This is a genomic window from Chryseobacterium rhizoplanae, assembly GCF_900182655.1.
Classification (GTDB): Bacteria; Bacteroidota; Bacteroidia; order Flavobacteriales; family Weeksellaceae; genus Chryseobacterium; species Chryseobacterium rhizoplanae.
In genome coordinates, this window is the sequence record NZ_FXTC01000009.1 from 73,773 (window position 1) to 94,713 (window position 20,941).

Here is a 20,941-nt window from a genome sequence, read left to right on the forward strand (position 1 = left end):
CTTTCTTTGGGTGAATGAGGGGTCTCGAACCCCCGACCTTCGGAACCACAATCCGACGCTCTAACCAACTGAGCTACAATCACCGTTTTGTGAGTGCAAATATAGAACATTTTCCTCAACTACCAAACAATTCCATCAAAATTTTTCAAAGAAATTAACTTCTCAGACGTAAATCCCTCAGCATAAGCAACTCCCGATAAACGCCCTAAATCCTGTGCACGGTAAGTTAAGCTCTCATAAAAGTCTTTTGTTGTAATCGGAGTTTCTGGTTCTTTAGAAGCCGGATCATAAAACTGAGTTTTATAGGCCATGCAGGATGCAATCTTTGTCTCCAGAAATTCTGAAATATCAATAACAAATTCCGGTTTTATATCTTTCCATTGAATATAATGAAAAACATGCTTAGGTCTCCACACCTCCTGATTCTCGCCTTCTTCTACGGTCTCTATTTTTCTCAGTCCGGACAAAAAGCACGCATCTGATACTAATTTCGCTCCTTTTGCATGATCTGGATGTCTATCATCAATTGCATTGGCTAACACGATTTCCGGGCGGTATTTGCGAATCATTTTTACGATCCTCATTTGGTACTCTTCAGAGTTGACCAGAAAGCCATCTTTCATTCCAAGGTTCTCTCTTGCTGAAAGCCCCAAAATTTTAGCAGCATGCGCCGCTTCTGCCTTTCGTGTTTCATCTGTACCTCTAGTTCCGAGCTCACCTCTCGTAAGGTCTACCACTACACATTTTTTACCCTCTGAAACCATTTTAGCAATAGTTCCGCCACAACCCAGCTCTACATCGTCAGGATGTGCTCCAAAAGCAAGTATATCAGTTTTCATATAATTCAAAGATAAGGTTAAAAATAAAAACTTCCCAAACATTACGAATGGGAAGTTTTAATATCTATAATTTACATTTTAAATTACTTATTGATCTCTGCATTTAATTTTACAGCATCCTGGTAAGTAGGATCTAACTGTAAAGATTTAGCTACATAATCTTTAGCTTTTGCAAGATCAGTATCTTTATTCATATAAGCTACAGCAAAGTATGCATAAGCAAGAGTCTGCTTGTTTGCTTCCTGATCAGCAGGTTTTACTGTACTGATGAATTTTTCGTAAGCCATTTTTGCCGCATCATTGTTTCCTGCCTGTTGGTAAGAATACCCCTGGCTATAATAAGCAGGAGCCCAATCAGGAAGCAGAGCTGACATTTTTTGCCATGTAAGGATTGCTCCGTTCCAGTTTTTAATATCCTGGTAAGCTGTTGCTAACTTGAATAATGCATCAGAATCCTGATTATTCGCAGCAACCTGCTTTTTCAATGCTTCAATAGTTGGGTTAGTAGGTCCTTTGTCAACTTCTGACTGAGAAACACCTCCACCACCAGCGATGTTAGCTAATTCAAGATCCCACTTCATTGTTTCGTCTTTAGCAGCTTTTGCAATAGCAACTTTCTGCTGAGCCTCCGTCATTAAAGCCGTTTTTTTAGCAGCATCTTTTTCATCTTTTGCTAAACCTGCAGCAATAAGTCCTTGTAGACCTTGGTCAGCAGGCTGTACTCTTGTTTTCTCAGCTTGAGAAACGAAAGTATCCATGTTTTGCTTAGCATCCGCATAGTTTTTATCTGCGTATGCATTGTAAGCTCTTAATTTGAACTTGATAGGATCCTCAATTTTATCAAAAATCTTATCTAATACCATTTTAGAGTTTGCATAATCTTCGTTTGTGAAATATAGTTTTGCAATTTCTAATTGAGTATATGGATCTTCATCAGCATATTTTGTATAGTTGATAAGGTCTTGTGTAGCCTTTGCATTCTGTTGGTATCTGATATCATAACCAGCCAATGCTTTATATGCAGGAGCATAAGTAGCATCTACACCGATAGCTTTATCGATATTCTGCTTAGCTTGCTGCCATTGCTGTGCTGCCATCCATAAAGTTGCCATTCTTGTATAAACGGAAGCCTTATTTTTAGCAGTAGGTAATGCTTTATCATAAGCAGACATAGCCTCTCCCGGCATTCTTTTTAATCTGTAAGCATCTCCTAATGTATAATAATAATGTGCAGGAACACCTTTTTTCTCTGCTTTTTCAATAGCTTTAGTCAAAAACTGGATCGCAAGATCCGGTGAACTGTTCTTTTCAAATAAAGTTAAAGCTTCTGCAGCTCTGAACAGAACTTCAGCATCTTTTTCTCTTGAATCAGTTACTACTTTCTGAATTTCAGCAACAGCGTTTTTGTCACCTTTACCTAATTTAACAGCAGCTAAACCGATTTTGTTAAGATAGCTTTTTGAATCAGCAGCTAATCCTTTATTGAAGCTTTCAATTGCTTTAGCATAGTCTGGCTCTCCCTGTCTTAAGAAAGTATTTCCCAAATAGAAGTAGTTTTCAGCTGTAGGCTCTTTAGCGATCATTTCAGTGAAATTCGTTTTTGCCTGAGCAAATTTATCACTGTCTATACTGTTAATACCATCCTGCAGTGTCTGTGCAGAGGCAAAACCGGTAAAAAATACCACAGCTGCTCCAAAAGCAATCTTCTTTACATTCATATTCATTATATCTTTCATTTTATATTTTCTAATAATTGAGTTATATTCTACACAATTTTCAGACCAAATCAATATTTTTAACAAGGCTAAATTGTGAATTTAATATTTTTTAACGCATCTGAACTTCTCTCTTATAAATATTATAAGGCTGTAGACCTTCTTTCTGAACAATTTTCTGACCTAAATGGGTACATGAGAATCTAATAAATCCATTGGCAATATTAAAATTACCTTCGTTGATCAAGAAATAAAGAACTCTTGTAAACGGATATTCCATTGTGCTAAGCCCCTTAAAATCTGCATTGTAAAGTTTACCCTTTTCTACAACAGGAAGAACTTTCACCATTTCTCTCAGTTTCTCAGAAGTTTTATCATAAGGACGGCTAAAAGTGTTAAGCCCCACAACCCCTATTTTATTGGGATATTTCCCTAATTCTTCTATGATCTTCTGATTTCCCGGAATAATGGAAAATTGAAGGTCTTTCGGCTGTTTTTTAAATTTTTCAGCGACAAAATTCAGATTACTTGAGTTGGTTCCATCGAAAATGAATTCTTTTTTATCAGACATCAATCCGCTGTTGATTTCCTCCATTGAAATACTTTCTTTTGGAGAATCTTTAGGAACTACAAAGACTACTGCATCAGCAGCAAATTTAGCAGGAAGAAACTTTAAATCTGTTCTTTCTTCGTATGTTTTTATTTCTTCAGGGGTAAGATTTCTGGACATTACCACCACTTTAGCACTTCCTTTAAGAAGATCCAGAAGTCCTAAATCTTCTTTTTTAGTTTCTACTTTGATGTGGGTTTCAGGGTAATTGATCATATACCCCTCAGCTAATGCTTCTGTGACACTTTGAAAGGACTCGTCAGTAAAAATTGTAAGATCACCTTTGTGATAGGAAGGAGCATTTTTCTCCTTTTTGCAGCCTGCAAGCATCATGCTTAAAACAAAAATTACTGCAAGCTTAAAACTATTCTTCATTTCTCGATTTTTTAATTCTTGAGATTGCCCTGTAAATTCTGAAAATACCATAGATAACCAGTACTACACCTAATGCATAGGCAACAGCAGGTTCTAAAATAGTAAAGAAGAATTTGTAGACAATCACTACAATTCCTAAAACGATATAAAACAATCCCGTAACCAGGGATAACCAATTGAACATCATGTAACAAAAATACCAAAAAAAATAAAAAGAGAAGCATATGCTTCTCTTTTTATTTATATTTTGAATAAATAAGTCTTATTCAAAGTTCATAGTAAATGGTACACTATAGTAAGATCTAACACTCTCCCCGTTTCTTTTCGCAGGAGTCCATTTTTTAAGTTTCTTAACTACACGTACAGCTTCACTGTTGAAGTCGCTATTCGGAGATTTCTCTTCAATAGTAACTGCAGAAACAGTTCCGTCTTTTTCTACAACGAACTTAAGCTTAGCTTTAAGCGTTCCTTCACCTCCTTCCATTAAAGAAGTATCGAAATTATCTCCCAAGAACTTTCTTAATGCTCCCATACCTCCAGGATATTCTGCAGATTGGTCAACATCTTTATAGATCTCGTTAGGATTATTTGCTTTTACTTCTACAGTACTAGCTTTAGTACCTGTAGATGGTGGTGGTGGCGGTGGCGTATAAGCCGGAGCCTTTACCCCCTCCTGATTCTGTAAACCAGTTGTTGTTTCCAACTGTTTAGAGATTGGCGGCGGTGGCGTTTCAATTTTCGGAGCTTTTACAGGCTCAGGAACTACGTTCTGAATCACCTCAATTTTCTCTTCTTCTTTTGGAGGAGGAGGTGGCGGTGGTTCTTCTTCTTTAGGCTGCTCGATAATTGGTTCTTCTTCGATAATATCTACTAGATCTGCCTTTACTTCTTGCTTAGGCGGAGCTGTAAGATTTTTAATCGTAAGATAGATGAACGGAGACAAAGCTGCCAAAAGGAATAATGCTGTTCCGATAATAAAAGACTTGGTTAAAAGTCTCGGATACTGATGTCTAAGATCATAGGCACCATATTCCTTGTTTCTATTTTCAAATACGATCTCGTCTAAAGTAAGATTCTGACCGTATACATTTTCATCTGCCATAGATTAGATATAACAATTTTATGGTTAAATTACTTTGTAGCAGCAGCTGGTGCAGCAGCACCTCCTACTTTTTTCTCGTAAACAGCTTTTTCCCAAGGCTTCACATCGGTAACACCGTACTGCTCACTTTTGGTAATTGCCATTTCATCAAGAATATCAACAAAGTTCTTATATACAGCATCGTCAGTTGGCTTAATGATCACGGTAAATTTCGTTTGATCTGCAGCTCTAGATTTTGCCTGCTGAATTACTTTTCTAATTCCTTCTCTATCAAGAGTAGTTTCCATAAGAGTTTGGTCATTCAAGGATGTAGCATCCTGCTGGTGCCAGAAAACTCTATTATTTTTTCCTAATAAAATAGAAATTGAGTTAGAAAGTTTAATTTCTGTTGGAGGTGGTTTTTTTGTTTCATCTTTCGGTTTAGCCGGAAGACCCAAATCCATCACGTTCGGTTTACTGAACGTAGTTGTGAACATAAAGAAGGTAATCAATAGAAAACCCAAGTCCACCATCGGAGTCATATCGACTCTGGTACTTTGCTTCTTGGAACGGACCTTGCCGCCCTTGCCGCCTTTCTCTTGTACTTGTACTTCTGCCATTTCTATCGATATTATTCGTTAGGTTTACCTTCTTGTGATGTAATCAACCAAAATTTAAGAAAATCAATATCTCTTAAACCCTCAAATAGACTTTTAACTTTAGGATACTGAGTTGTAACGTCACCTTTAATCGCTAACTTGTAGTCGGGGTTAACGCTCAAACTTTCTTTTACCCAATCAATTAATTGCTTATTTGTACTGTCCATAGGAATACCTGTAGGACTCTTATAATTTTTCTGCTCATCTGCAGGCATATCCAAGTACCCTTTAAGTTGGTTCATTGGAACTCCAATTGCCTGAACTTTCTGGAAAGCTGCTTTCTGGTTGTTGTCAAAAGTAATACCATACTTTTGTCCCATTTTATCCAAAAGAGCAATTCTTTCTGATGCGTTTTCTACTGGCTGGAAATAGAATTTTCCGTCCGGAGTAGCGTTGATAGTCATTAAACTAGCATCAGGAAGCAATTTTTCCGAAATTGAAGATGGCGGTTTGATCTGCTCCACGTCAGGTTTTTTAAACTGAGTGGTCAATATAAAGAACGTAAGGAGTAGGAACGCAACGTCACACATTGCAGTCATGTCCGTAATTACTCCATGTCTTTTTGGTTTGACTCTCGCCATTATTATAAAATATTTTTAATTAAACTTCTTTTAATTGCTAATGCAAATATCTTGCTAATTCTTAGTTGAATTCAGCGAAAGATTGTTGGATACTCATAGAGATCTCATCGATCTTGTAAGTTAATCCGTCAATTTTAGAAGTAAAGAAGTTATAAAGGATAATAGCGATTGCTGAAGTACCAATACCTAATGCCGTGTTGATCAAGGCTTCAGAGATACCTGTAGATAGAGCAGCAGCATCCGGAGTACCACCTCCTGAACCTAATGCGAAGAACGCCTTGATCATCCCGATTACCGTTCCAAGTAGTGCTACTAACGTTGCAACAGTACCTAAAGTAGAAAGGATCATCATGTTTTTCTCAAGCATTGGCATCTCAAGAGTAGTAGCTTCTTCGATAGCTTTGTTAAGCGCTACCATTTTCTGCTCCTTATTTAATGTAGTATCGTGAGATAGTGCTTTGTAAGTAGTAAGACCTTCTTTTACTACGTTACCTACAGAACCTTGTTGTCTGTCACACTCTTCGATAGCTTCGTCAATTTTGTTTTGGTTTAGTAAGCTTCTTACTTGTACAACGAAGTTGTCTAAGTTTCCTTTTCCAGCAGCTTTACCAAGAACGAAATATCTTTCAAAAGAGAAAACGATTACAGTAATCATGAAAGTAATCAAGATTGGTACGATAACCCCTCCTTTGTAGATAATACCTAAAAACGATTCTGGGTGAATGTCTTTTCCTTCAACACTTGAAAAGGCTACAGATCCACTTCCTAGTTTATCTGCATCTTTAAAGTTTCCTGGGCTACCAAGAACGAATAAATAAATACATACTCCTATAATAAATAGAATAGGAATAATAACAGCTGGATTTAAACCTCCTGCCTTTCTAGCAACTACTTGCTCATCATTTTTTGAAACATTCATTTCCATATTTAACTAAATTATATTGTTTTAAAATTTTACAGGGTGTAAATTAAAGGCAAAATTAATTAAAATGCAAGAGTCTTAATTAAACATTTTGCTTTTTTTTGATAAAGAAATTTTAATACGATTTCGATATAATAATTATTTTTAATTATTTTATTTATTTTTTCCAAATTTAACATTTGAGTTAAAAAATCAAAAAAATAAGACACCCATTTTTTTTAATTTCCCAATGTTAAATTTTATTTAAATTACGATATTCACAATACGGTGAGGGACTACAATGATTTTTTTAGGGGTTTTACCCTCCAAAATCTGTTGCATTTTCTCACTCGAAATCACCAAATCTTCCACTTCTTTGGCAGATAATTGAGCTGAAAGTGAAATTTTGAACTTCATTTTACCGTTTACACTTACCGGATACTGAATTTCGTCTTCTACAAGATAATCTTCATTTAATACCGGGAAGTGTTCAAATTCAATAGACGTATCATGTCCTAACAAACTCCATAGTTCTTCACAGATGTGAGGAGCATATGGAGAAATGATAACGGCCAGCGGTTCTAAAATATTGCGCTTGTTGCATTTTATTTTCTGAAGCTCGTTTACTGCAATCATAAATGATGATACGGATGTATTGAAAGAGAAGTTTTCAATATCATATACCACCTTCTTTATTAAGGTATGTAAAACTTTGTATTCCGCTTTTGTAGGTTCTTCTTCTGAAACTTCAAATGAGTCTTCGTTGAAATACAGATTCCAGAATTTTTTAAGGAAGCCATATACTCCACTTAATCCCTGAGTATTCCAGGGCTTGGATTGTTCTAATGGCCCCAGGAACATTTCATACAGTCTTAAACCGTCAGCTCCGTACTCTTCACAGATGTCATCAGGGTTTACCACATTGTATTTTGACTTGGACATTTTCTCTACTTCACGGTCTGTGATGTATTTTCCGTCTTCCAGAATAAATTCTGCATTAGCATAATCCGGTCTCCAGGCTTTGAAAGCTTCGGTATCCAATTCATCAGAAGTTCCTTTTAATAAGGATACGTCGACGTGAATCTGTGAAAATATATTCTTACTTGGATCATAAACCTTTAGAATAACATCATCAATTTTGTAATCCCTATTAATTACATCATTTATCCTATCTAAAATTGTTTGTTTATTATCCGAAATAATATCATTCAGAATTGAGACTGTAGAATCATATGAAACATTCTTAGAAACATAGTAATTATTTAAAAATGATGGAGAGCTTCCCCACGCTAAAGACTCATTAGTTTTTGCATCGAAAACTTCTATACCAAAATGTAACCTCTTTACAAATGCGCTCATCCCTAAGATCATCCCCTGGTTGATCAATTTCTGGAATGGCTCATCATGATTGATATACCCTCTGTCTTTTAAGAACATATTCCAGAAACGGGAATATAATAAGTGGCCTGTTGCGTGTTCGCTGCCACCAATATATAAATCTACCTGTCCCCAATAATCTGAAAGGTCTTTTGCACAGAACTCTCCGTCATTCTTAGGATCCATATATCTAAGGAAATACCATGAGCTTCCTGCCCAGCCTGGCATAGTAGATAATTCTAATGGGAAAATAGTTTTATCATCAACAAGATCTGTAGCAACTACTTTCTGGTTAGCTTCATCCCATGCAAATTCTTTCGCATTTCCTAATGGCGGATCTCCGTCTTCTGTTGGCAAATATTTTTCAACTTCAGGAAGTTCCAATGGTAAAGCAGAGGTCGGCAATGTGTAAGGCATCCCATCCTTATAATATATAGGAACAGGTTCTCCCCAATAACGCTGTCTTGAGAAAATTGCATCACGCTGTCTGTAGTTTGTTGTTCCATGACCGATACCTTTAGTTTCGATTTCAGCAATGATTTTTGATTTCGCGTCATTATAACTCAATCCGTTTAAGAAATCAGAGTTTACGCAAACGGAGTCTTTGGAATCAAAAGATTTCTCCTGAACGTCTTCTTCAGTTTCTACAACTTTTTTAATTTCAAGGTTAAATTTCTTTGCAAATCTGTGGTCACGCTCATCATGTGCCGGAACAGCCATAACCGCTCCTGTTCCATATCCCATCAATACATAGTCTGAAATATAGATCGGCATTTTCTCATTGCTGAACGGATTGATTGCATAACTTCCTGTGAAAGCTCCACTCACGTTTTTCACATCAGACATTCTGTCTCTTTCTGTTTTTTTGGAAGTTTCTTCAATATAAGTATCTACTTCTACTTTCTGAGCATCGGTAGTAATAGTTTCTACTAATGGATTTTCCGGAGCCAATACCATAAAGGTTGCTCCAAAAATGGTATCAGGTCTAGTTGTAAATACCTCAACAATTTCATCGTGGCCTTCAACCTTAAACTGAACCTGTGCACCCTGAGATTTTCCAATCCAGTATTCCTGGGAATCTTTCAATGGCTGTGGCCAGTCCAAAGTATTTAATCCTTGTAATAATCTTTCAGAGTAAGCAGAAATTCTCATACTCCACTGCATCATTTTCTTTTGGAAAACAGGGAACCCTCCTCTTTCAGATTTACCGTCTTTCACTTCATCATTTGCCAATACAGTTCCTAATGCAGGACACCAGTTCACCGTAGTTTCAGCTCTGTAAGCAAGACGATAATTTAACAGGATATCTTCTTTATCAAGATCGGAAGCCAGCTTCCATTCCTCTGCTGTGAAATTTAATTCATCGTTTTGATTGGCATTTAATCCTTCGGTTCCTTTTTCTTCAAAATGTTGGATTAATGAATCAATAGATTCTGCCTTATCAGTATTTTTATTGTACCAAGAGTGGTACAGCTGGATAAAGATCCACTGTGTCCATTTATAGTAAGAGGCATCTGAAGTTCTTACTTCTCTGCTCCAGTCGAATGAAAATCCGATTTTTCTTAACTGCTCTTCGTATCTGTTGATGTTTTGTTCTGTAGTAATAGCCGGATGCTGTCCTGTCTGAATAGCATACTGCTCAGCAGGAAGTCCAAAGCTGTCATATCCTACCGGGTGAAGAACATTAAACCCCTGATGTCTTTTGTATCTTGCATAGATATCCGATGCTATATATCCCAGCGGATGACCTACGTGAAGACCTGCTCCGGATGGATACGGAAACATATCGAGTACATAAAATTTGGGTTTATCTGTATTATTAGAGGTTTTATAGGTTTGATTTTCCTCCCAGTATTTCTGCCACTTTTTTTCTATCTGCTGATGATCGTAAAACACTTTATATATATGTTATATGTTAGACTTTAAAATATTGAATTATTTTTTCTTTTTAACAAGATTCACAAAAATAATGATTTTAAAGTAAATGGAAATTTAATTTATGATGAATTGCAATTCTGTCTTCAACAAAAAAATCCCATCCGGAGATGAGATCTGTTTTATATCCTGAAGTATATACTATTATTGAATAACTCTTTTGAAGGTATATGTTCTTGTCTGGAATATTTTCGGATCCTGAGTTTCCTCTCTTACAGCAAGATTGAGCGTTGTATCATCCAAAGTAATAACCTTTGCATTCTGAGGCTCTACAATCCCCTGAATTTTCATTTGAACGTCTTTTCCTTCCTTATTATAGGTATAATTGAATTTTACATCAGAAAGAATAGCACACTGACCAGGCGTAGCCGTATCTCCCCAGTTTGTTTTTCCTCCTTTGGAGTCAGCGCTGAACCACCATCTTGTTTGTTTCTGACAATCTGTATAAGTAATCGTGTTAGAAACCGGGTCTTCACCCACCTCAACAGTAGTAACTACTTCTTTTAATGGTTGCCAAGTCCCAACTAGAGGAGCTTCCAGAACAGTATCATTATTATCACTACATCCTGTAGCTGCAAACAAAGACAAACCTGCAAATAGTAATGCTAATTTCTTCATAGATCAATTTTTTCAAGCGCTAAAATTATAATTTTTTTGATTTATATTACTATTTTTTATGAAAAATTATTTCATCGACCTTTATTTATATATATTTTAAAACCCTCAGACCTCATTTTCCCTTTATTTAACAAATAATGAATAGAGGCACCCATTCATTTTATTAAAAAAGTTATTTTTGCAAGAAAGAAAATACAAATGCAGGATATTACGAAAAACAATTTTGATTTCATACGTGTTCTCCTAGCCTTTATTGTCTTTCTTGGACATCTTGGCACCCTCAGCGCTTCTCCCGATCTTAAAATTTTTGAGCACAGCCCTATAGAAATTGCTGTTTTCGGTTTCTTTGCAGTGAGCGGATTTCTTATTGCAAGGAGCTATGACAGGTCTTCAAGCCTGAAAAGTTATTTAAAAAAGAGAATCAGAAGAATTGTTCCCGCTTATTTATTGGTTATTTTCTTATGTGCAATTTTATTAAGTTTGGTAAGTACGTATTCTCTCACCGAATATTTCAGCAATACACAAGTTTATAAATACCTTTTTTGGAATTCATTATTTTTAAATTTTAAAGCACCCTGGCTTCCCGGAGTTTTTGGAAATCAAGCAGTGAATGGTGCCTTATGGACACTGAAAATAGAAATGTGCTATTATTTCTCTGTACCGTTATTGTTTTTGCTTTTCGGAAAGAATAATAAATACAGGAATATAAGCTTAATTATTTTATACTTTTTATCACTTATTTATCTTAATTATTTTGAATCTTTACATAAAATTTCAGTTGCCAAGCAGCTTCCAGGAACACTATCCTATTTTATCCCCGGAATGCTGATTTACTTTAATTTTGATAAATTCATCAAGTATAAAAATATACTCTTCATCATTGCTCTTGCCACGGTGTGGATCGATTTATACTTAAACATTCAGCTTTTTTCCCCAATGATGATCGGTGTTATTGTAATGTACATTGCCTATTCATTCAAATTCTTAAACAATTTCGGAAAATATGGTGATTTCACATACGGAATTTACATCTTTCACTTCCCTATTATCAGAACTTTTCAGACTTTAGGGTTGTTTGAAGATTACAATCCATTTGTAATGGCTTTGGTATGTATGTTGGTGGTTATTGCGGTAGGGGTAAGCTCCTGGCATTTTTATGAAAAAAGATTTTTATAATTTTACAGTCTTAAAAAGCATAAATGAAAGATCTTGTCTCCATTATCACTCCCTGTTATAATTCTGCAGAATTTATCGAGGAAACCATACAGTCTGTTCTTAACCAAACCTATGAAAACTGGGAATGGCTGATTACTGATGACCTTTCCAAAGATAACACTGTTGAGATCATCAGAAAATACAATGATCCCAGAATAAAACTGCAGGTACTGGAGAAAAACGGAGGAGCAGGAAACGCCAGAAACAACAGCCTGGAAAGAGCCCAGGGCCGATATATTGCTTTTCTGGATTCTGATGATTACTGGTATCCTGAATATCTGGAAACAATGACGGATTACATGCAGGAACATAATGCAGAACTGGTCTATTGCAATTATTCCAGATGTGATGAGCAGCTTCAGCCTATTCTGAAAGATTTCATGGCTGATAAAGTCGTTACGTTTTCCAATCTGCTGAAGACATGCCGTCTTGCACCGGTTTCCACGATGTACGATACCAAAAGGGTTGGAAAGTTTTTGTTCCCTGTAAAAAGCAAGCGTGAAGATCATGTGATGTGGCTTAATCTTTTAAAAGTAATTCCTGAAGGAATCCCTGTAAAAAAGACACTCGCAAAATACAGAATGCGTGAAAACAGTGTTTCCAGAAAGAAAAAAAACATTATCAAAGATCAATATCTTGTTTATAAAGATTTCATGGGCTTTTCAACATTAAAATCATTGTACTATACGGCGAACTGGGCACTGAACGGATTCATGAAGTATTCGAAAATTTTCAATTAATGGAGTATTCAAAAGAGTTCAAAGCCGCTCTGAGCGCTTTTTCCGGTCCCGAAAAAGACAAACTTATTTTCAGACTTCTGAGAAAGGATAAATTATTGTCTAAAAAGTTGTATTTCGAGCTTATTGATCCTGAAACCACAGATGATAAGAGAAATACAATGGAGGAAATTGTAACGGAAAAGGTTCTTTTAGCCTCAAAATATACCGGAAATGTGCCCTATTTTCTGACCATTATCCGAAAGATAAGTGCAGAAATCACTGAACACATCAAAATTACCACTGATAAATTCGGGGAAGTTTCACTGAATCTTCTTCTCGTCAATAAAATCCTGGAAAACAACAGCGACCTCAGCAGACAAAGGTTTGACAATGTTTATAAGCTTTATATTTACATCATCAACAAAGTATTCAAATCCTTGACTCTTATTAAAAAACTGGATGAGGATTACTGGATGGAAATTGATGAATATCTGCGGGACACTCAAGAGAAAATATTGGCGAACCATTATCTTCAAAAACTATGCATTAACAACGGCCTTGATTTCAATTGGTTTGAATGCGAAAAAATACCTGACAATATTGATCAAATTATGAAGGAAATAAAAAGTCAGGGATTTTTAAGATAAAATTTTCTGCAGAATCATTTGAGTCGAATCTGGTTTTCCGTCTACGAATTTCCCTGCATTCTGAGACATTTCTGTAAGCTCTTCCTGATTATCTTCATTCATAAGAAATAAAACAAATTCTGCGGCTGTATATTCGTCTGGAAATGATTTTCCGCCATTCGCAGCAATCAGGTCATCGGCTTCCGGATTCTTTTTATAATGATTTCCAAAAACTACAGGAACGCCAAAAGTTGCCGCTTCCAGAATATTATGAAGTCCGGCATCATGAAATCCTCCTCCTACAACAGCTGCATCTGCATAAGAATATAATTTTGATAATAAACCGATGCTGTCTATAATCAGAAGTTGAACGTTGTTAGTTGATATTTGAGCGTCTTGTATTTGACTATATGATAAAGCATCCGGAAATATACTTTTCAAATGCTCTACTCTTTTCAGATCATGGGGTGCCATAATGAGTTTCACTGTATTATTTTTACGGGAAACTATTTCTGCTATTTTTTCTTCAGCCTGCCATGAACTCCCAAAGACCACAGCTTTATTTTCTCCTATAAAATCCGCAATAAAATCAACATGGTTGTTCCGTTCACGAAGTTGCTTTACTCTGTCAAACCTTGTATCTCCCGTTACAGAAGACTTCATCAAACCTACACTTTTAGCCAGGGCTAATGAAAATTGAGTCTGATGAAAAAACCAATCTACATCTTTCTGAAGCTGCTTCACAAACCATTTACCATAAGAGGTAAAGAAAGATTGTCTTTCATAAAACAGGGCGGAAATAACGTAGATTTTTGTGCCTTTATTTTTAAGTTCAGCAAGCAGATTATACCAATAATCATATTTAACCGTAAAAAATAGTTCTGTATTAAACTGTGATACAAATTCCTTCACAGTGTTTTTTTTATCAAATGGCAAGTAACAAATAACGTCTGCGATATGTTTCTTCTTAACGACATTTTCATATCCTGAAGGAGAAAAAAAAGTCACCAGAACTTTATGTTGGGGAAAATTCTCTTTAAGCTTTTCCAGGACAGGCAGTCCCTGCTCATATTCTCCCAGACTTGCAGCATGCATCCAGATTACTTTATCCGTTTTTGCAAATGCTGATTTTACTTTATCTAACGACTGCTTTCTCCCTTCAACGCCTTTTTTAGTTTTACCATTAATCAATGCGAAAACCTTCATTCCGAAGATAAGGAGACTGATAAATATATTGTATAGAAAAGCCATGTTTATTATTCTTTTATTTCAATTCTATCATGATCCGCAGGTGGATTGGATATGACTAAAAATTCGATTTCTTCCGTGGATTCATTAGAGATAAAATGTTTTGATTCCGGTGCTATAGAAATAGATTCTCCCTGTTTAACCGGATATTTCTCTTCATTGATATAGAATACAGCTTCTCCTTTCAGAATATAAAAAAACTGTTCTGCCACTTGATGATAATGCAGTTTTTCTGAAGTTCCTGCAGGCATCTTTTCCTGCTTTACAGATAAGCTTGGTGTATTTTTAAGGATCCAGCTGTCACAATGGTTTCCCCAGGTATAGTGTTCTGAATTATCTTTAGAATGTATCATTTGAATAGATGGGCAATAAAAAGTAATGCAGGAGTAAATAATACAACAGATAGAAATATAGTGGCAAATGAAATTCTAGGTTTTGCTTTCTCATCTGTAGCATATCTGAACATATAATCCTGAATATTTGTAAAAATGACTGCCAGTATCACAAAAAGAATTCTCAATCCAATTTTCATAATTAAAAACTGAGCATTCATATTCTGATCTGTAATTTCTACAGGGAAATTAGTATCTTCAGGATGTCTTAATCCATAAACAAACAAAGCATATAGACCAAGAGCTAATACAGGCATCAGAAATGCATATATTTTCCCACCAAATCCATCAGCCTTTCCCTGCATATCAAAATGTACAGGAATTCTCTCTGGCAATGCGCTATAGTTTTTCAGGGTAAATCCCCACAAGAAAACGACCCATCCAAAATTAAAAATATCAAAAATTGTAAAAAGAATATTTTCCATTTCAGATGAGAATTAATGAGAATTAAATTACACTTTTCAGCACTCTCAACTTGTGAGTATGTTTGTTCATTTCTTTATTGAAAATCCCTGTGGAATCCAATGTATCAATTCTTACTTTTCCGGAAGCATGAATAATTTTTTGATTATCCAGCATAATACCTACGTGAATAATTTTTCCTTCTGCATTTTCAAAGAAAGCAAGATCTCCTGGCTGTGTTTCTTCTACAAAGGTAAGTGGTTCTCCTACCTCAGCCTGTTGCGAAGCATCTCTTGGAATTTTAATATTGTGAATTTTATAGACCAGCTGGGTAAATCCGGAACAGTCTACTGCAAAAAAGCTTTTGCCTCCCCACAAATAAGGTACATTAAGGAATTCTTTTGCCGTAAGTGCGATACTTTCCCGTACATCATGACTTCTCCTTGAAGCAACCACCGGAAACTCCACTTCTGATCCCATAGACAATAATGTCTTCCCGTCATTCATTAATACAGAAGAAAAATCTTCAGTAACAACAGTCACTTTTCTTGCTGCCAGTTCTTCATCCGTTACCGGTTTCAGCTGTTTGGTATCCATCCATCCTTCATAGCCGTCGTAGTGCATTTTTATTTTGGTCCAGTTTTTATCTACTTCCAAAATATCAGCACTTTCTCCAAACAATATTTCCGTAACAATTTCAGCTCTGTCAGAATTCTCTGCACGAACCGGCGCTACTGTAACAATACAAATTCCTTTATTCATTAACTCTCAGTTTAAAGATTGAATAATTTAAAGATTAAAAATACGATAGGTACCTCTTTAAATGTTTAATCCTTGAATGTTTTAATTACTTTCTGCGAAGAAAGTTGACTCCATCACGCAAAGGTAAAATAAGATTTTCAAAATCTTCGTCTTTTGCCGCCAAATCATTCAATTCCTGGATAGACTGGGTAGACTTCAATTTTGGACTTTCTTCAAGCACTTTTCCATACCACAAAACATTATCAAACAGGATTACCGTTCCGGACTTGGTGTGTGGTTTTATCAGTCTAAAATATTCCGCATAATTTTCCTTATCAGCATCCACAAAAATCAGATCAAAAAACTCGTCTGTTTCTTGTAAGAATTCTTTAGCATCCTGAAGTTTAAAATCAATCTGACTGGCATATTCACTTGACTCAAAATATTTTTTTGGCAGATAAGCAAGATCTTCGTTCACATCCAGCGTCGTAATTTTCCCGTCTTTTGCCAATCCTGATGCAAGGCATAGGGTAGCATATCCTGTGAAGGTCCCTATTTCCAAAATACTTTTCGGCTGCAGCATCTGGGAAATAATAGTCAATAACCTTCCCTGCTGGTATCCGGAAATCATATGAGGCTGTGTCGTTTTCTGGTAAGTCTCTCTTCTCAGTTTTTTCAGCATTTCGGATTCCGAAGAAGCGTGTGCTTCCAAATATCTGTCCATTTCAGGATTCTTTTCTTCAAAAAAACTCATACCATTTTAATTTAAAACAAATTTAAGGATTTTAAAGCTAGTTTTTAAATTCAACAATAAGATACAAAAAAAGAGAGAAATTAATCCCTCTCTTTTTCTTAGCCAGATCTAAATTTTATGTAAAAAATCATTATACGGCTATACAATATTGTCTTATACCAGCACAAACCCATCCCGGGCAGCACTCTGTTTGAGGGCTAGTACAAAATATCTGTGGATTACACCCTCTAATAGCACCTTGTACAGTTTTCATTTCTACTCTTGAAAGTTTTTTTGAATTTTTCATAATTATTTTGTTTAGTATTAATTTCCTACTCTTTAGATTTTCGGACACCTCTTTAATTATTTCCTTTAATAGAGATTTAAATATACATATTCTTTTATTAATCAACTAATTAAATGTATAAAAATCCATATATCAGTGAAAACCCCATATAAAATACCGTAAAAACACGGATGATATTTTTGTGGTATTAGTTATAAGTTTGCAATGAGAATAAGGGGTAAAAACACTAAGAGAAACAAGATGATTGCAGGAGAGACACAAACTAACCATGGGAATCACAAAAAAGTTATGCTGAAAAGCACAACTGATTCTTCTGCAGCAAAAACTAAGAAAGAAATATCCACTTCATTTTTGCTACGAATTATTTCGCTCCTGAAAAAGGAAGAATTAATTTGATTAAAAATAAATCCCGGCCACCTTCGGGATTTGTTTTTTTTAAAGCCATCCTATTTCCATTCAAGCCAATTCAATTAATCTTATTCCAGGAACCATATTTTCACCAACTTCAATTCAAAGTAACTTTTCTGAGTTCATCCGATTTTTTTTATTCCAAGCACCAACAAAACATCCTGAATTATCATTAGACAGCCTGTTATTTCGGGATTTTCATCTTTACATTTATTTACATTCCCATCTTAACAGGGTAAAGTCCTTGTAAAAAAACAGGATAAACACTTATTCTTAAGCACTTACATAATCCTACATTTGATCTAAGTTTCTCGACCATGAAACACTCACACCAAGGAGGTATCCGAAAATCCTAAAACAGAGTAGGGATATTTTAAAACAACCACATGAAAACAAAGACTTTATTTTTAATTGGAGCAATAGTGGGAATTGTGATGATATTTTCCCAGCTAAAACCTCAGGAAATGTCTTTTTATAAAGAAAAAGGCAATTACATTGTAGACAACAATTACATCCTTAAAGATGTCAAAAAAATTTCTGATGAAGATATAAAGAGTTTATTAAAACTACAAAAACTCCATCAGAACAGTTTGGGTACCAATTTCATTATTTACAAAATCAACAGACAGTATATCATTCGCGGATGCTTAATGAAAGCGAATATCGATTGGAACAAATATGGAGATCTGAGAGCTAAAGTAGATGGCATCCTGAAAAAATACGGGGCCAAAGAACTTGGAACAGATTATTATGCTATTCAAAATAATCAGGTGGCAACTAATGCGGCATTGCTTACCCAGAAAGACATTGCTTCTTTAGGCAAACTTACCATAAGAGGAGCTGAAGAATACACGATCTGTCCGCCAACTATGGGAAGAAAAAATCTTACCAATGTGATCATTAAATCTTATAAAGTCAATACAGCTATTGATCCAAGAATCAATGTAAAGCTTAATAATGTATTGGTGAACTATAAATAACCGTTAAAGGCTGTTTTTGTTCTGAAGACAGCCTTTTTTAAATCTTTTGTCATGAAAAAAAAGCTTCAGTTATCGGGAATTTTTATTGTTCTTTTGATCGTATTCACCATAGGCATGAAGGGAACATTTGATGGTTACTACGGTTTTTATTATGAAAACAATAACTATGATAAGCCTCTGGCCTATGTGATATCAGAAAATTTTGCCCTATCAAAGCCTATCAATATGTTTACTTCTTATACCGGCTTTGATACAGGATATGGTTTTTATGCACCGAATGTTGCCAGTGACTTTGTGATGAGCTTTGAACTGAAAGATAAGAACGGAACTCTCCTGGAACAAAAGACGATGCCTTATTTCAAAAGTAAGGAGAGCAGAGTAAGATATACTACTGTTTTTAATATGTTTCTGGATAAAATTTCCGACAAAAACACTTATGACCGTAAATATTATCAATATCTGGACATTATCATCAGACAGATTGCAGAACACGTGATGAAAGAAAATCCAAAAGCATCAAGTGTTACTACCAAACTTTATCTGTCCGACTACCCTACTATTGCAGATTTTAAACAGGGAAGAACGAATGAAAATCTTATTCTTATTGATGAATTCAAACATTAAAGTGATGAAAAAGCTGAATGTACTTTATACCAAAATTGAAAATTTCTTTTTCAAACAGGATAATCAAACAGAATTCTTAAGCTTCTTCCGTGTTGCTATAGGAAGTGTTATCCTTTTACAATTTATCGCAGTGATACCGGATTTTGACAAATTATTTTCAAGCAGCAGTATTATTCCACAAGATATCATGAGTGTTTTCACACCTGAGTGGCTGATTACCTTCTCAAAAATTGTTACCTTTTTACAGGGCTTCGGTATTGAAGAGAGTACAACAGTTGTGATGACGAAAATATCATTTATTACATTGTGTATTTTGATCATTACCGGGTTTTATTCCAGAATTTCTGCACTTCTTTTACTTATACTGCAGATTGCATTACTCAAGGGAAGTTCTTTCTTTGCCTATGGTGCAGACTTTTTCACAAGTATGTCTTTATTTTATCTGGTACTTTTTCCTTCAGATCAATATTTTTCAGTCAGGAATTTTATTTTCAACAGAAAACCACGGGAAATAAATATCACACCGGTCAAAAGGTTATTTCAGATTCATATTTCTATTGCTTATTTCTTTTCCGGACTGGATAAAGCTTTAGGTTTTAACTGGTGGAATGGCGAATCTATCTGGAAAGCCATTCATCTGCCCTATTCCAACAGAGATCTGAATTTTGATTTCAGCTGGCTTATAGAACATTCTTATATCTTAAGTTTTATAGGATGGAGTACAATTATCATCGAAATGTGCTACCCGCTTTTCATCTGGTACAAACCGACTCAGAAGACATGGCTTTTCCTAACTGTTTCTATGCATCTGGGAATTGCACTCGTTCTTAATTTATATTACTTTTCAGCCATTATGATCGTATGGAATATCACCAATTTTTATTTTGAACAAACCGCTAAAAAAGCAGTTCCTTCATCAAAGAAGAAAATATCAGCTCAGTATATTCCGAAGCAGATTAACTCATAAACAAATAAATCCCGAATTGCTTCGGGATTTATTATTATGTATGGTTGAGTGATTATTTCTTAGGAGCGATATCCATCAGTTTCATAAACTCATCCAGCTTAGGCATGATGATGATTTCCGTTCTTCTGTTTTCTCCTCTACCTGAAACGCTCATGTTTGTCGCTTTAGGGTTGTATTCAGAACGACCTCCTGCTGTAATTCTTGCAGGATCTACTCCAAACTGAGTCTGAAGAACTTTAGCCACAGAAGTACCTCTTAATGCAGAAAGATCCCAGTTGTCTCTTGGAAGATTTGGAGAGTTCAACGGAGCGTTATCCGTATTACCTTCAATCAATACTGAATATTTATCATAATCATTGATTACTTTAGCTACTTTTCCTAACACTTCCTGAGCTGCAGGCAGGATATTGTAATCTCCTGTTTTGTATAACATATTATCTGAAAGAGAGATCATTACAACTCCTTTCAACACCTTCACCTGTACATCCTGATCTGATACATTATCCAATGATCTTTTCAGCTTGTTAGATAATGCCAGATTCAAGCTGTCATTCTTAGCATTGTTAGAAATCAGTTGCTTGATATAAGAATTGGAAGCATTAATTTCTCCTACCAATTTATCAATGTTAGCAGAGCTTTTCCCGGTATTGGAAAGACATGCATCAAGTGATGATTTTAAAGCATCATGCTGGCTTTTCAGCAAGTTATTTTCACCGGACAATGCAGAGTTCTGAGACTTCAAATCCTGAATTTCTCTCTGTCTTTCTCCAATATTTTCAATACACTGCTTATAGTTTGTGCTCAAAGCATCATACTGCTTTTTGCTGACACAAGATGTCATCCCCAGCGCCATTGCAGAAACTGCTACAATTTTTAAAATCTTCATAA

23 protein-coding genes and 1 tRNA gene are annotated in these 20,941 nt (G+C 35.4%); 6 read left to right on the forward strand and 18 right to left on the reverse strand.

Annotated features, from left to right (window positions below; all coding sequences use genetic code 11):
- Positions 1-8: 8 nt before the first annotated feature.
- The 11 genes from FN817_RS17970 to FN817_RS18020 form a co-directional block, all read right to left on the reverse strand.
- Positions 9-84, reverse strand: a tRNA-His gene (locus tag FN817_RS17970).
- A 35-nt stretch (positions 85-119) separates the two neighbouring features.
- Positions 120-839: a bacillithiol biosynthesis deacetylase BshB1 gene (gene bshB1 / locus FN817_RS17975; protein ID WP_142719142.1), complete on the reverse strand. Its 720-nt coding sequence runs from the start codon at positions 837-839 to the stop codon at positions 120-122.
- An 83-nt stretch (positions 840-922) separates the two neighbouring features.
- Positions 923-2,575 (reverse strand): tetratricopeptide repeat protein, encoded by a 1,653-nt coding sequence (locus FN817_RS17980; RefSeq protein WP_047425072.1) that lies wholly within the window; start codon positions 2,573-2,575, stop codon positions 923-925.
- A 91-nt stretch (positions 2,576-2,666) separates the two neighbouring features.
- Entirely contained in the window at positions 2,667-3,539 is an 873-nt protein-coding gene (locus FN817_RS17985; RefSeq protein WP_142719143.1) for a PstS family phosphate ABC transporter substrate-binding protein, read from the reverse strand.
- Positions 3,529-3,726 (reverse strand): DUF308 domain-containing protein, encoded by a 198-nt coding sequence (locus tag FN817_RS17990; protein WP_172617109.1) that lies wholly within the window; start codon positions 3,724-3,726, stop codon positions 3,529-3,531. The genes FN817_RS17985 and FN817_RS17990 overlap by 11 nt, the downstream gene beginning before the upstream one ends.
- Positions 3,727-3,801: 75 nt before the next feature.
- The gene (locus tag FN817_RS17995; protein ID WP_047425068.1) at positions 3,802-4,641 is read right to left on the reverse strand and encodes an energy transducer TonB; all 840 of its coding nucleotides are present in this window, start codon (positions 4,639-4,641) and stop codon (positions 3,802-3,804) included.
- A 29-nt stretch (positions 4,642-4,670) separates the two neighbouring features.
- Positions 4,671-5,240: an ExbD/TolR family protein gene (locus FN817_RS18000; RefSeq protein ID WP_142719144.1), complete on the reverse strand. Its 570-nt coding sequence runs from the start codon at positions 5,238-5,240 to the stop codon at positions 4,671-4,673.
- Positions 5,241-5,251: 11 nt separating this feature from the next.
- Positions 5,252-5,860, reverse strand: coding sequence for an ExbD/TolR family protein (locus FN817_RS18005; RefSeq protein WP_047425065.1), 609 nt, complete (start codon positions 5,858-5,860; stop codon positions 5,252-5,254).
- A 61-nt stretch (positions 5,861-5,921) separates the two neighbouring features.
- A complete protein-coding gene (locus FN817_RS18010) occupies positions 5,922-6,785 on the reverse strand; it encodes a MotA/TolQ/ExbB proton channel family protein (RefSeq protein ID WP_047373530.1) in 864 nt (287 codons plus the stop codon).
- Between the two features lie 240 nt (positions 6,786-7,025).
- Positions 7,026-10,034, reverse strand: a complete 3,009-nt coding sequence (locus FN817_RS18015) for a leucine--tRNA ligase (protein WP_142719145.1) — start codon at positions 10,032-10,034, stop codon at positions 7,026-7,028.
- Between the two features lie 183 nt (positions 10,035-10,217).
- Positions 10,218-10,691: a lipocalin-like domain-containing protein gene (locus FN817_RS18020; RefSeq protein WP_047425062.1), complete on the reverse strand. Its 474-nt coding sequence runs from the start codon at positions 10,689-10,691 to the stop codon at positions 10,218-10,220.
- Between the two features lie 198 nt (positions 10,692-10,889).
- Here FN817_RS18020 and FN817_RS18025 point away from each other — a divergent pair, with 198 nt between their 5' ends.
- Genes FN817_RS18025 through FN817_RS18035 form a run of 3 tightly spaced genes read left to right on the forward strand, consistent with a single transcriptional unit; the run spans position 10,890 to position 13,272 of the window.
- Positions 10,890-11,867 carry an acyltransferase family protein gene (locus FN817_RS18025; RefSeq protein WP_142719146.1) on the forward strand — a complete coding sequence of 326 codons (978 nt, stop codon included), beginning with the start codon at positions 10,890-10,892 and terminating at the stop codon, positions 11,865-11,867.
- Positions 11,868-11,890: 23 nt separating this feature from the next.
- Positions 11,891-12,646, forward strand: coding sequence for a glycosyltransferase family 2 protein (locus FN817_RS18030; protein WP_047425060.1), 756 nt, complete (start codon positions 11,891-11,893; stop codon positions 12,644-12,646).
- Positions 12,646-13,272, forward strand: coding sequence for a deoxyuridine 5'-triphosphate nucleotidohydrolase (locus FN817_RS18035; protein ID WP_142719147.1), 627 nt, complete (start codon positions 12,646-12,648; stop codon positions 13,270-13,272). The genes FN817_RS18030 and FN817_RS18035 overlap by 1 nt, the downstream gene beginning before the upstream one ends.
- Here the strand turns inward: FN817_RS18035 and FN817_RS18040 are convergent.
- The 6 genes from FN817_RS18040 to FN817_RS23645 all read right to left on the reverse strand — a co-directional run bounded on the left by FN817_RS18040 (position 13,264) and on the right by FN817_RS23645 (position 17,074).
- Complete coding sequence (locus FN817_RS18040; RefSeq protein ID WP_142719148.1) at positions 13,264-14,502, reverse strand: 3-deoxy-D-manno-octulosonic acid transferase; 1,239 nt, start codon at positions 14,500-14,502, stop codon at positions 13,264-13,266. The two genes, FN817_RS18035 and FN817_RS18040, sit on opposite strands and share 9 nt — an antisense overlap.
- Positions 14,503-14,507: 5 nt before the next feature.
- Entirely contained in the window at positions 14,508-14,852 is a 345-nt protein-coding gene (locus FN817_RS18045) for a cupin domain-containing protein (protein WP_142719149.1), read from the reverse strand.
- On the reverse strand, positions 14,849-15,316 hold the full coding sequence (locus tag FN817_RS18050; RefSeq protein ID WP_142719150.1) for a DUF1648 domain-containing protein: 468 nt from the start codon (positions 15,314-15,316) through the stop codon (positions 14,849-14,851). The genes FN817_RS18045 and FN817_RS18050 overlap by 4 nt, the downstream gene beginning before the upstream one ends.
- 22 nt (positions 15,317-15,338) lie before the next feature.
- A complete protein-coding gene (locus tag FN817_RS18055) occupies positions 15,339-16,055 on the reverse strand; it encodes a C40 family peptidase (protein ID WP_047425050.1) in 717 nt (238 codons plus the stop codon).
- A gap of 85 nt (positions 16,056-16,140) precedes the next feature.
- A complete protein-coding gene (locus FN817_RS18060) occupies positions 16,141-16,788 on the reverse strand; it encodes an O-methyltransferase (protein WP_142719151.1) in 648 nt (215 codons plus the stop codon).
- Positions 16,789-16,918: 130 nt separating this feature from the next.
- Positions 16,919-17,074, reverse strand: a complete 156-nt coding sequence (locus FN817_RS23645) for a CCPGW family putative bacteriocin (RefSeq protein ID WP_410493605.1) — start codon at positions 17,072-17,074, stop codon at positions 16,919-16,921.
- Positions 17,075-17,868: 794 nt separating this feature from the next.
- On the opposite strand from FN817_RS23645, the gene FN817_RS18065 reads away from it, so the two are divergent.
- From FN817_RS18065 to FN817_RS18075, 3 genes are read left to right on the forward strand one after another with little or no spacing between them, the layout of a single operon-like run.
- The gene (locus FN817_RS18065) at positions 17,869-18,462 is read left to right on the forward strand and encodes a hypothetical protein (protein ID WP_142719152.1); all 594 of its coding nucleotides are present in this window, start codon (positions 17,869-17,871) and stop codon (positions 18,460-18,462) included.
- A gap of 51 nt (positions 18,463-18,513) precedes the next feature.
- Positions 18,514-19,086 carry a hypothetical protein gene (locus FN817_RS18070; protein WP_142719153.1) on the forward strand — a complete coding sequence of 191 codons (573 nt, stop codon included), beginning with the start codon at positions 18,514-18,516 and terminating at the stop codon, positions 19,084-19,086.
- On the forward strand, positions 19,070-20,053 hold the full coding sequence (locus FN817_RS18075) for an HTTM domain-containing protein (RefSeq protein WP_228451596.1): 984 nt from the start codon (positions 19,070-19,072) through the stop codon (positions 20,051-20,053). The genes FN817_RS18070 and FN817_RS18075 overlap by 17 nt, the downstream gene beginning before the upstream one ends.
- A 52-nt stretch (positions 20,054-20,105) precedes the next feature.
- On the opposite strand, the gene FN817_RS18080 is transcribed toward FN817_RS18075, so the two are convergent.
- Positions 20,106-20,939: an OmpA family protein gene (locus FN817_RS18080; RefSeq protein WP_047425041.1), complete on the reverse strand. Its 834-nt coding sequence runs from the start codon at positions 20,937-20,939 to the stop codon at positions 20,106-20,108.
- Positions 20,940-20,941 lie beyond the last annotated feature (2 nt).

Coding starts and splice junctions, on each gene's coding strand:
- bshB1 (WP_142719142.1), bottom strand. CDS start 839: ATGAAAACTGATATACTTGCTTTTGGAGCACATCCTGACGATGTAGAG.
- FN817_RS17980 (WP_047425072.1), bottom strand. CDS start 2,575: ATGAAAGATATAATGAATATGAATGTAAAGAAGATTGCTTTTGGAGCA.
- FN817_RS17985 (WP_142719143.1), bottom strand. CDS start 3,539: ATGAAGAATAGTTTTAAGCTTGCAGTAATTTTTGTTTTAAGCATGATG.
- FN817_RS17990 (WP_172617109.1), bottom strand. CDS start 3,726: ATGATGTTCAATTGGTTATCCCTGGTTACGGGATTGTTTTATATCGTT.
- FN817_RS17995 (WP_047425068.1), bottom strand. CDS start 4,641: ATGGCAGATGAAAATGTATACGGTCAGAATCTTACTTTAGACGAGATC.
- FN817_RS18000 (WP_142719144.1), bottom strand. CDS start 5,240: ATGGCAGAAGTACAAGTACAAGAGAAAGGCGGCAAGGGCGGCAAGGTC.
- FN817_RS18005 (WP_047425065.1), bottom strand. CDS start 5,860: ATGGCGAGAGTCAAACCAAAAAGACATGGAGTAATTACGGACATGACT.
- FN817_RS18010 (WP_047373530.1), bottom strand. CDS start 6,785: ATGGAAATGAATGTTTCAAAAAATGATGAGCAAGTAGTTGCTAGAAAG.
- FN817_RS18020 (WP_047425062.1), bottom strand. CDS start 10,691: ATGAAGAAATTAGCATTACTATTTGCAGGTTTGTCTTTGTTTGCAGCT.
- FN817_RS18025 (WP_142719146.1), top strand. CDS start 10,890: ATGCAGGATATTACGAAAAACAATTTTGATTTCATACGTGTTCTCCTA.
- FN817_RS18030 (WP_047425060.1), top strand. CDS start 11,891: ATGAAAGATCTTGTCTCCATTATCACTCCCTGTTATAATTCTGCAGAA.
- FN817_RS18035 (WP_142719147.1), top strand. CDS start 12,646: ATGGAGTATTCAAAAGAGTTCAAAGCCGCTCTGAGCGCTTTTTCCGGT.
- FN817_RS18040 (WP_142719148.1), bottom strand. CDS start 14,502: ATGGCTTTTCTATACAATATATTTATCAGTCTCCTTATCTTCGGAATG.
- FN817_RS18045 (WP_142719149.1), bottom strand. CDS start 14,852: ATGATACATTCTAAAGATAATTCAGAACACTATACCTGGGGAAACCAT.
- FN817_RS18050 (WP_142719150.1), bottom strand. CDS start 15,316: ATGGAAAATATTCTTTTTACAATTTTTGATATTTTTAATTTTGGATGG.
- FN817_RS18055 (WP_047425050.1), bottom strand. CDS start 16,055: ATGAATAAAGGAATTTGTATTGTTACAGTAGCGCCGGTTCGTGCAGAG.
- FN817_RS18060 (WP_142719151.1), bottom strand. CDS start 16,788: ATGAGTTTTTTTGAAGAAAAGAATCCTGAAATGGACAGATATTTGGAA.
- FN817_RS23645 (WP_410493605.1), bottom strand. CDS start 17,074: ATGAAAAATTCAAAAAAACTTTCAAGAGTAGAAATGAAAACTGTACAA.
- FN817_RS18065 (WP_142719152.1), top strand. CDS start 17,869: ATGAAAACAAAGACTTTATTTTTAATTGGAGCAATAGTGGGAATTGTG.
- FN817_RS18070 (WP_142719153.1), top strand. CDS start 18,514: ATGAAAAAAAAGCTTCAGTTATCGGGAATTTTTATTGTTCTTTTGATC.
- FN817_RS18075 (WP_228451596.1), top strand. CDS start 19,070: ATGAATTCAAACATTAAAGTGATGAAAAAGCTGAATGTACTTTATACC.
- FN817_RS18080 (WP_047425041.1), bottom strand. CDS start 20,939: ATGAAGATTTTAAAAATTGTAGCAGTTTCTGCAATGGCGCTGGGGATG.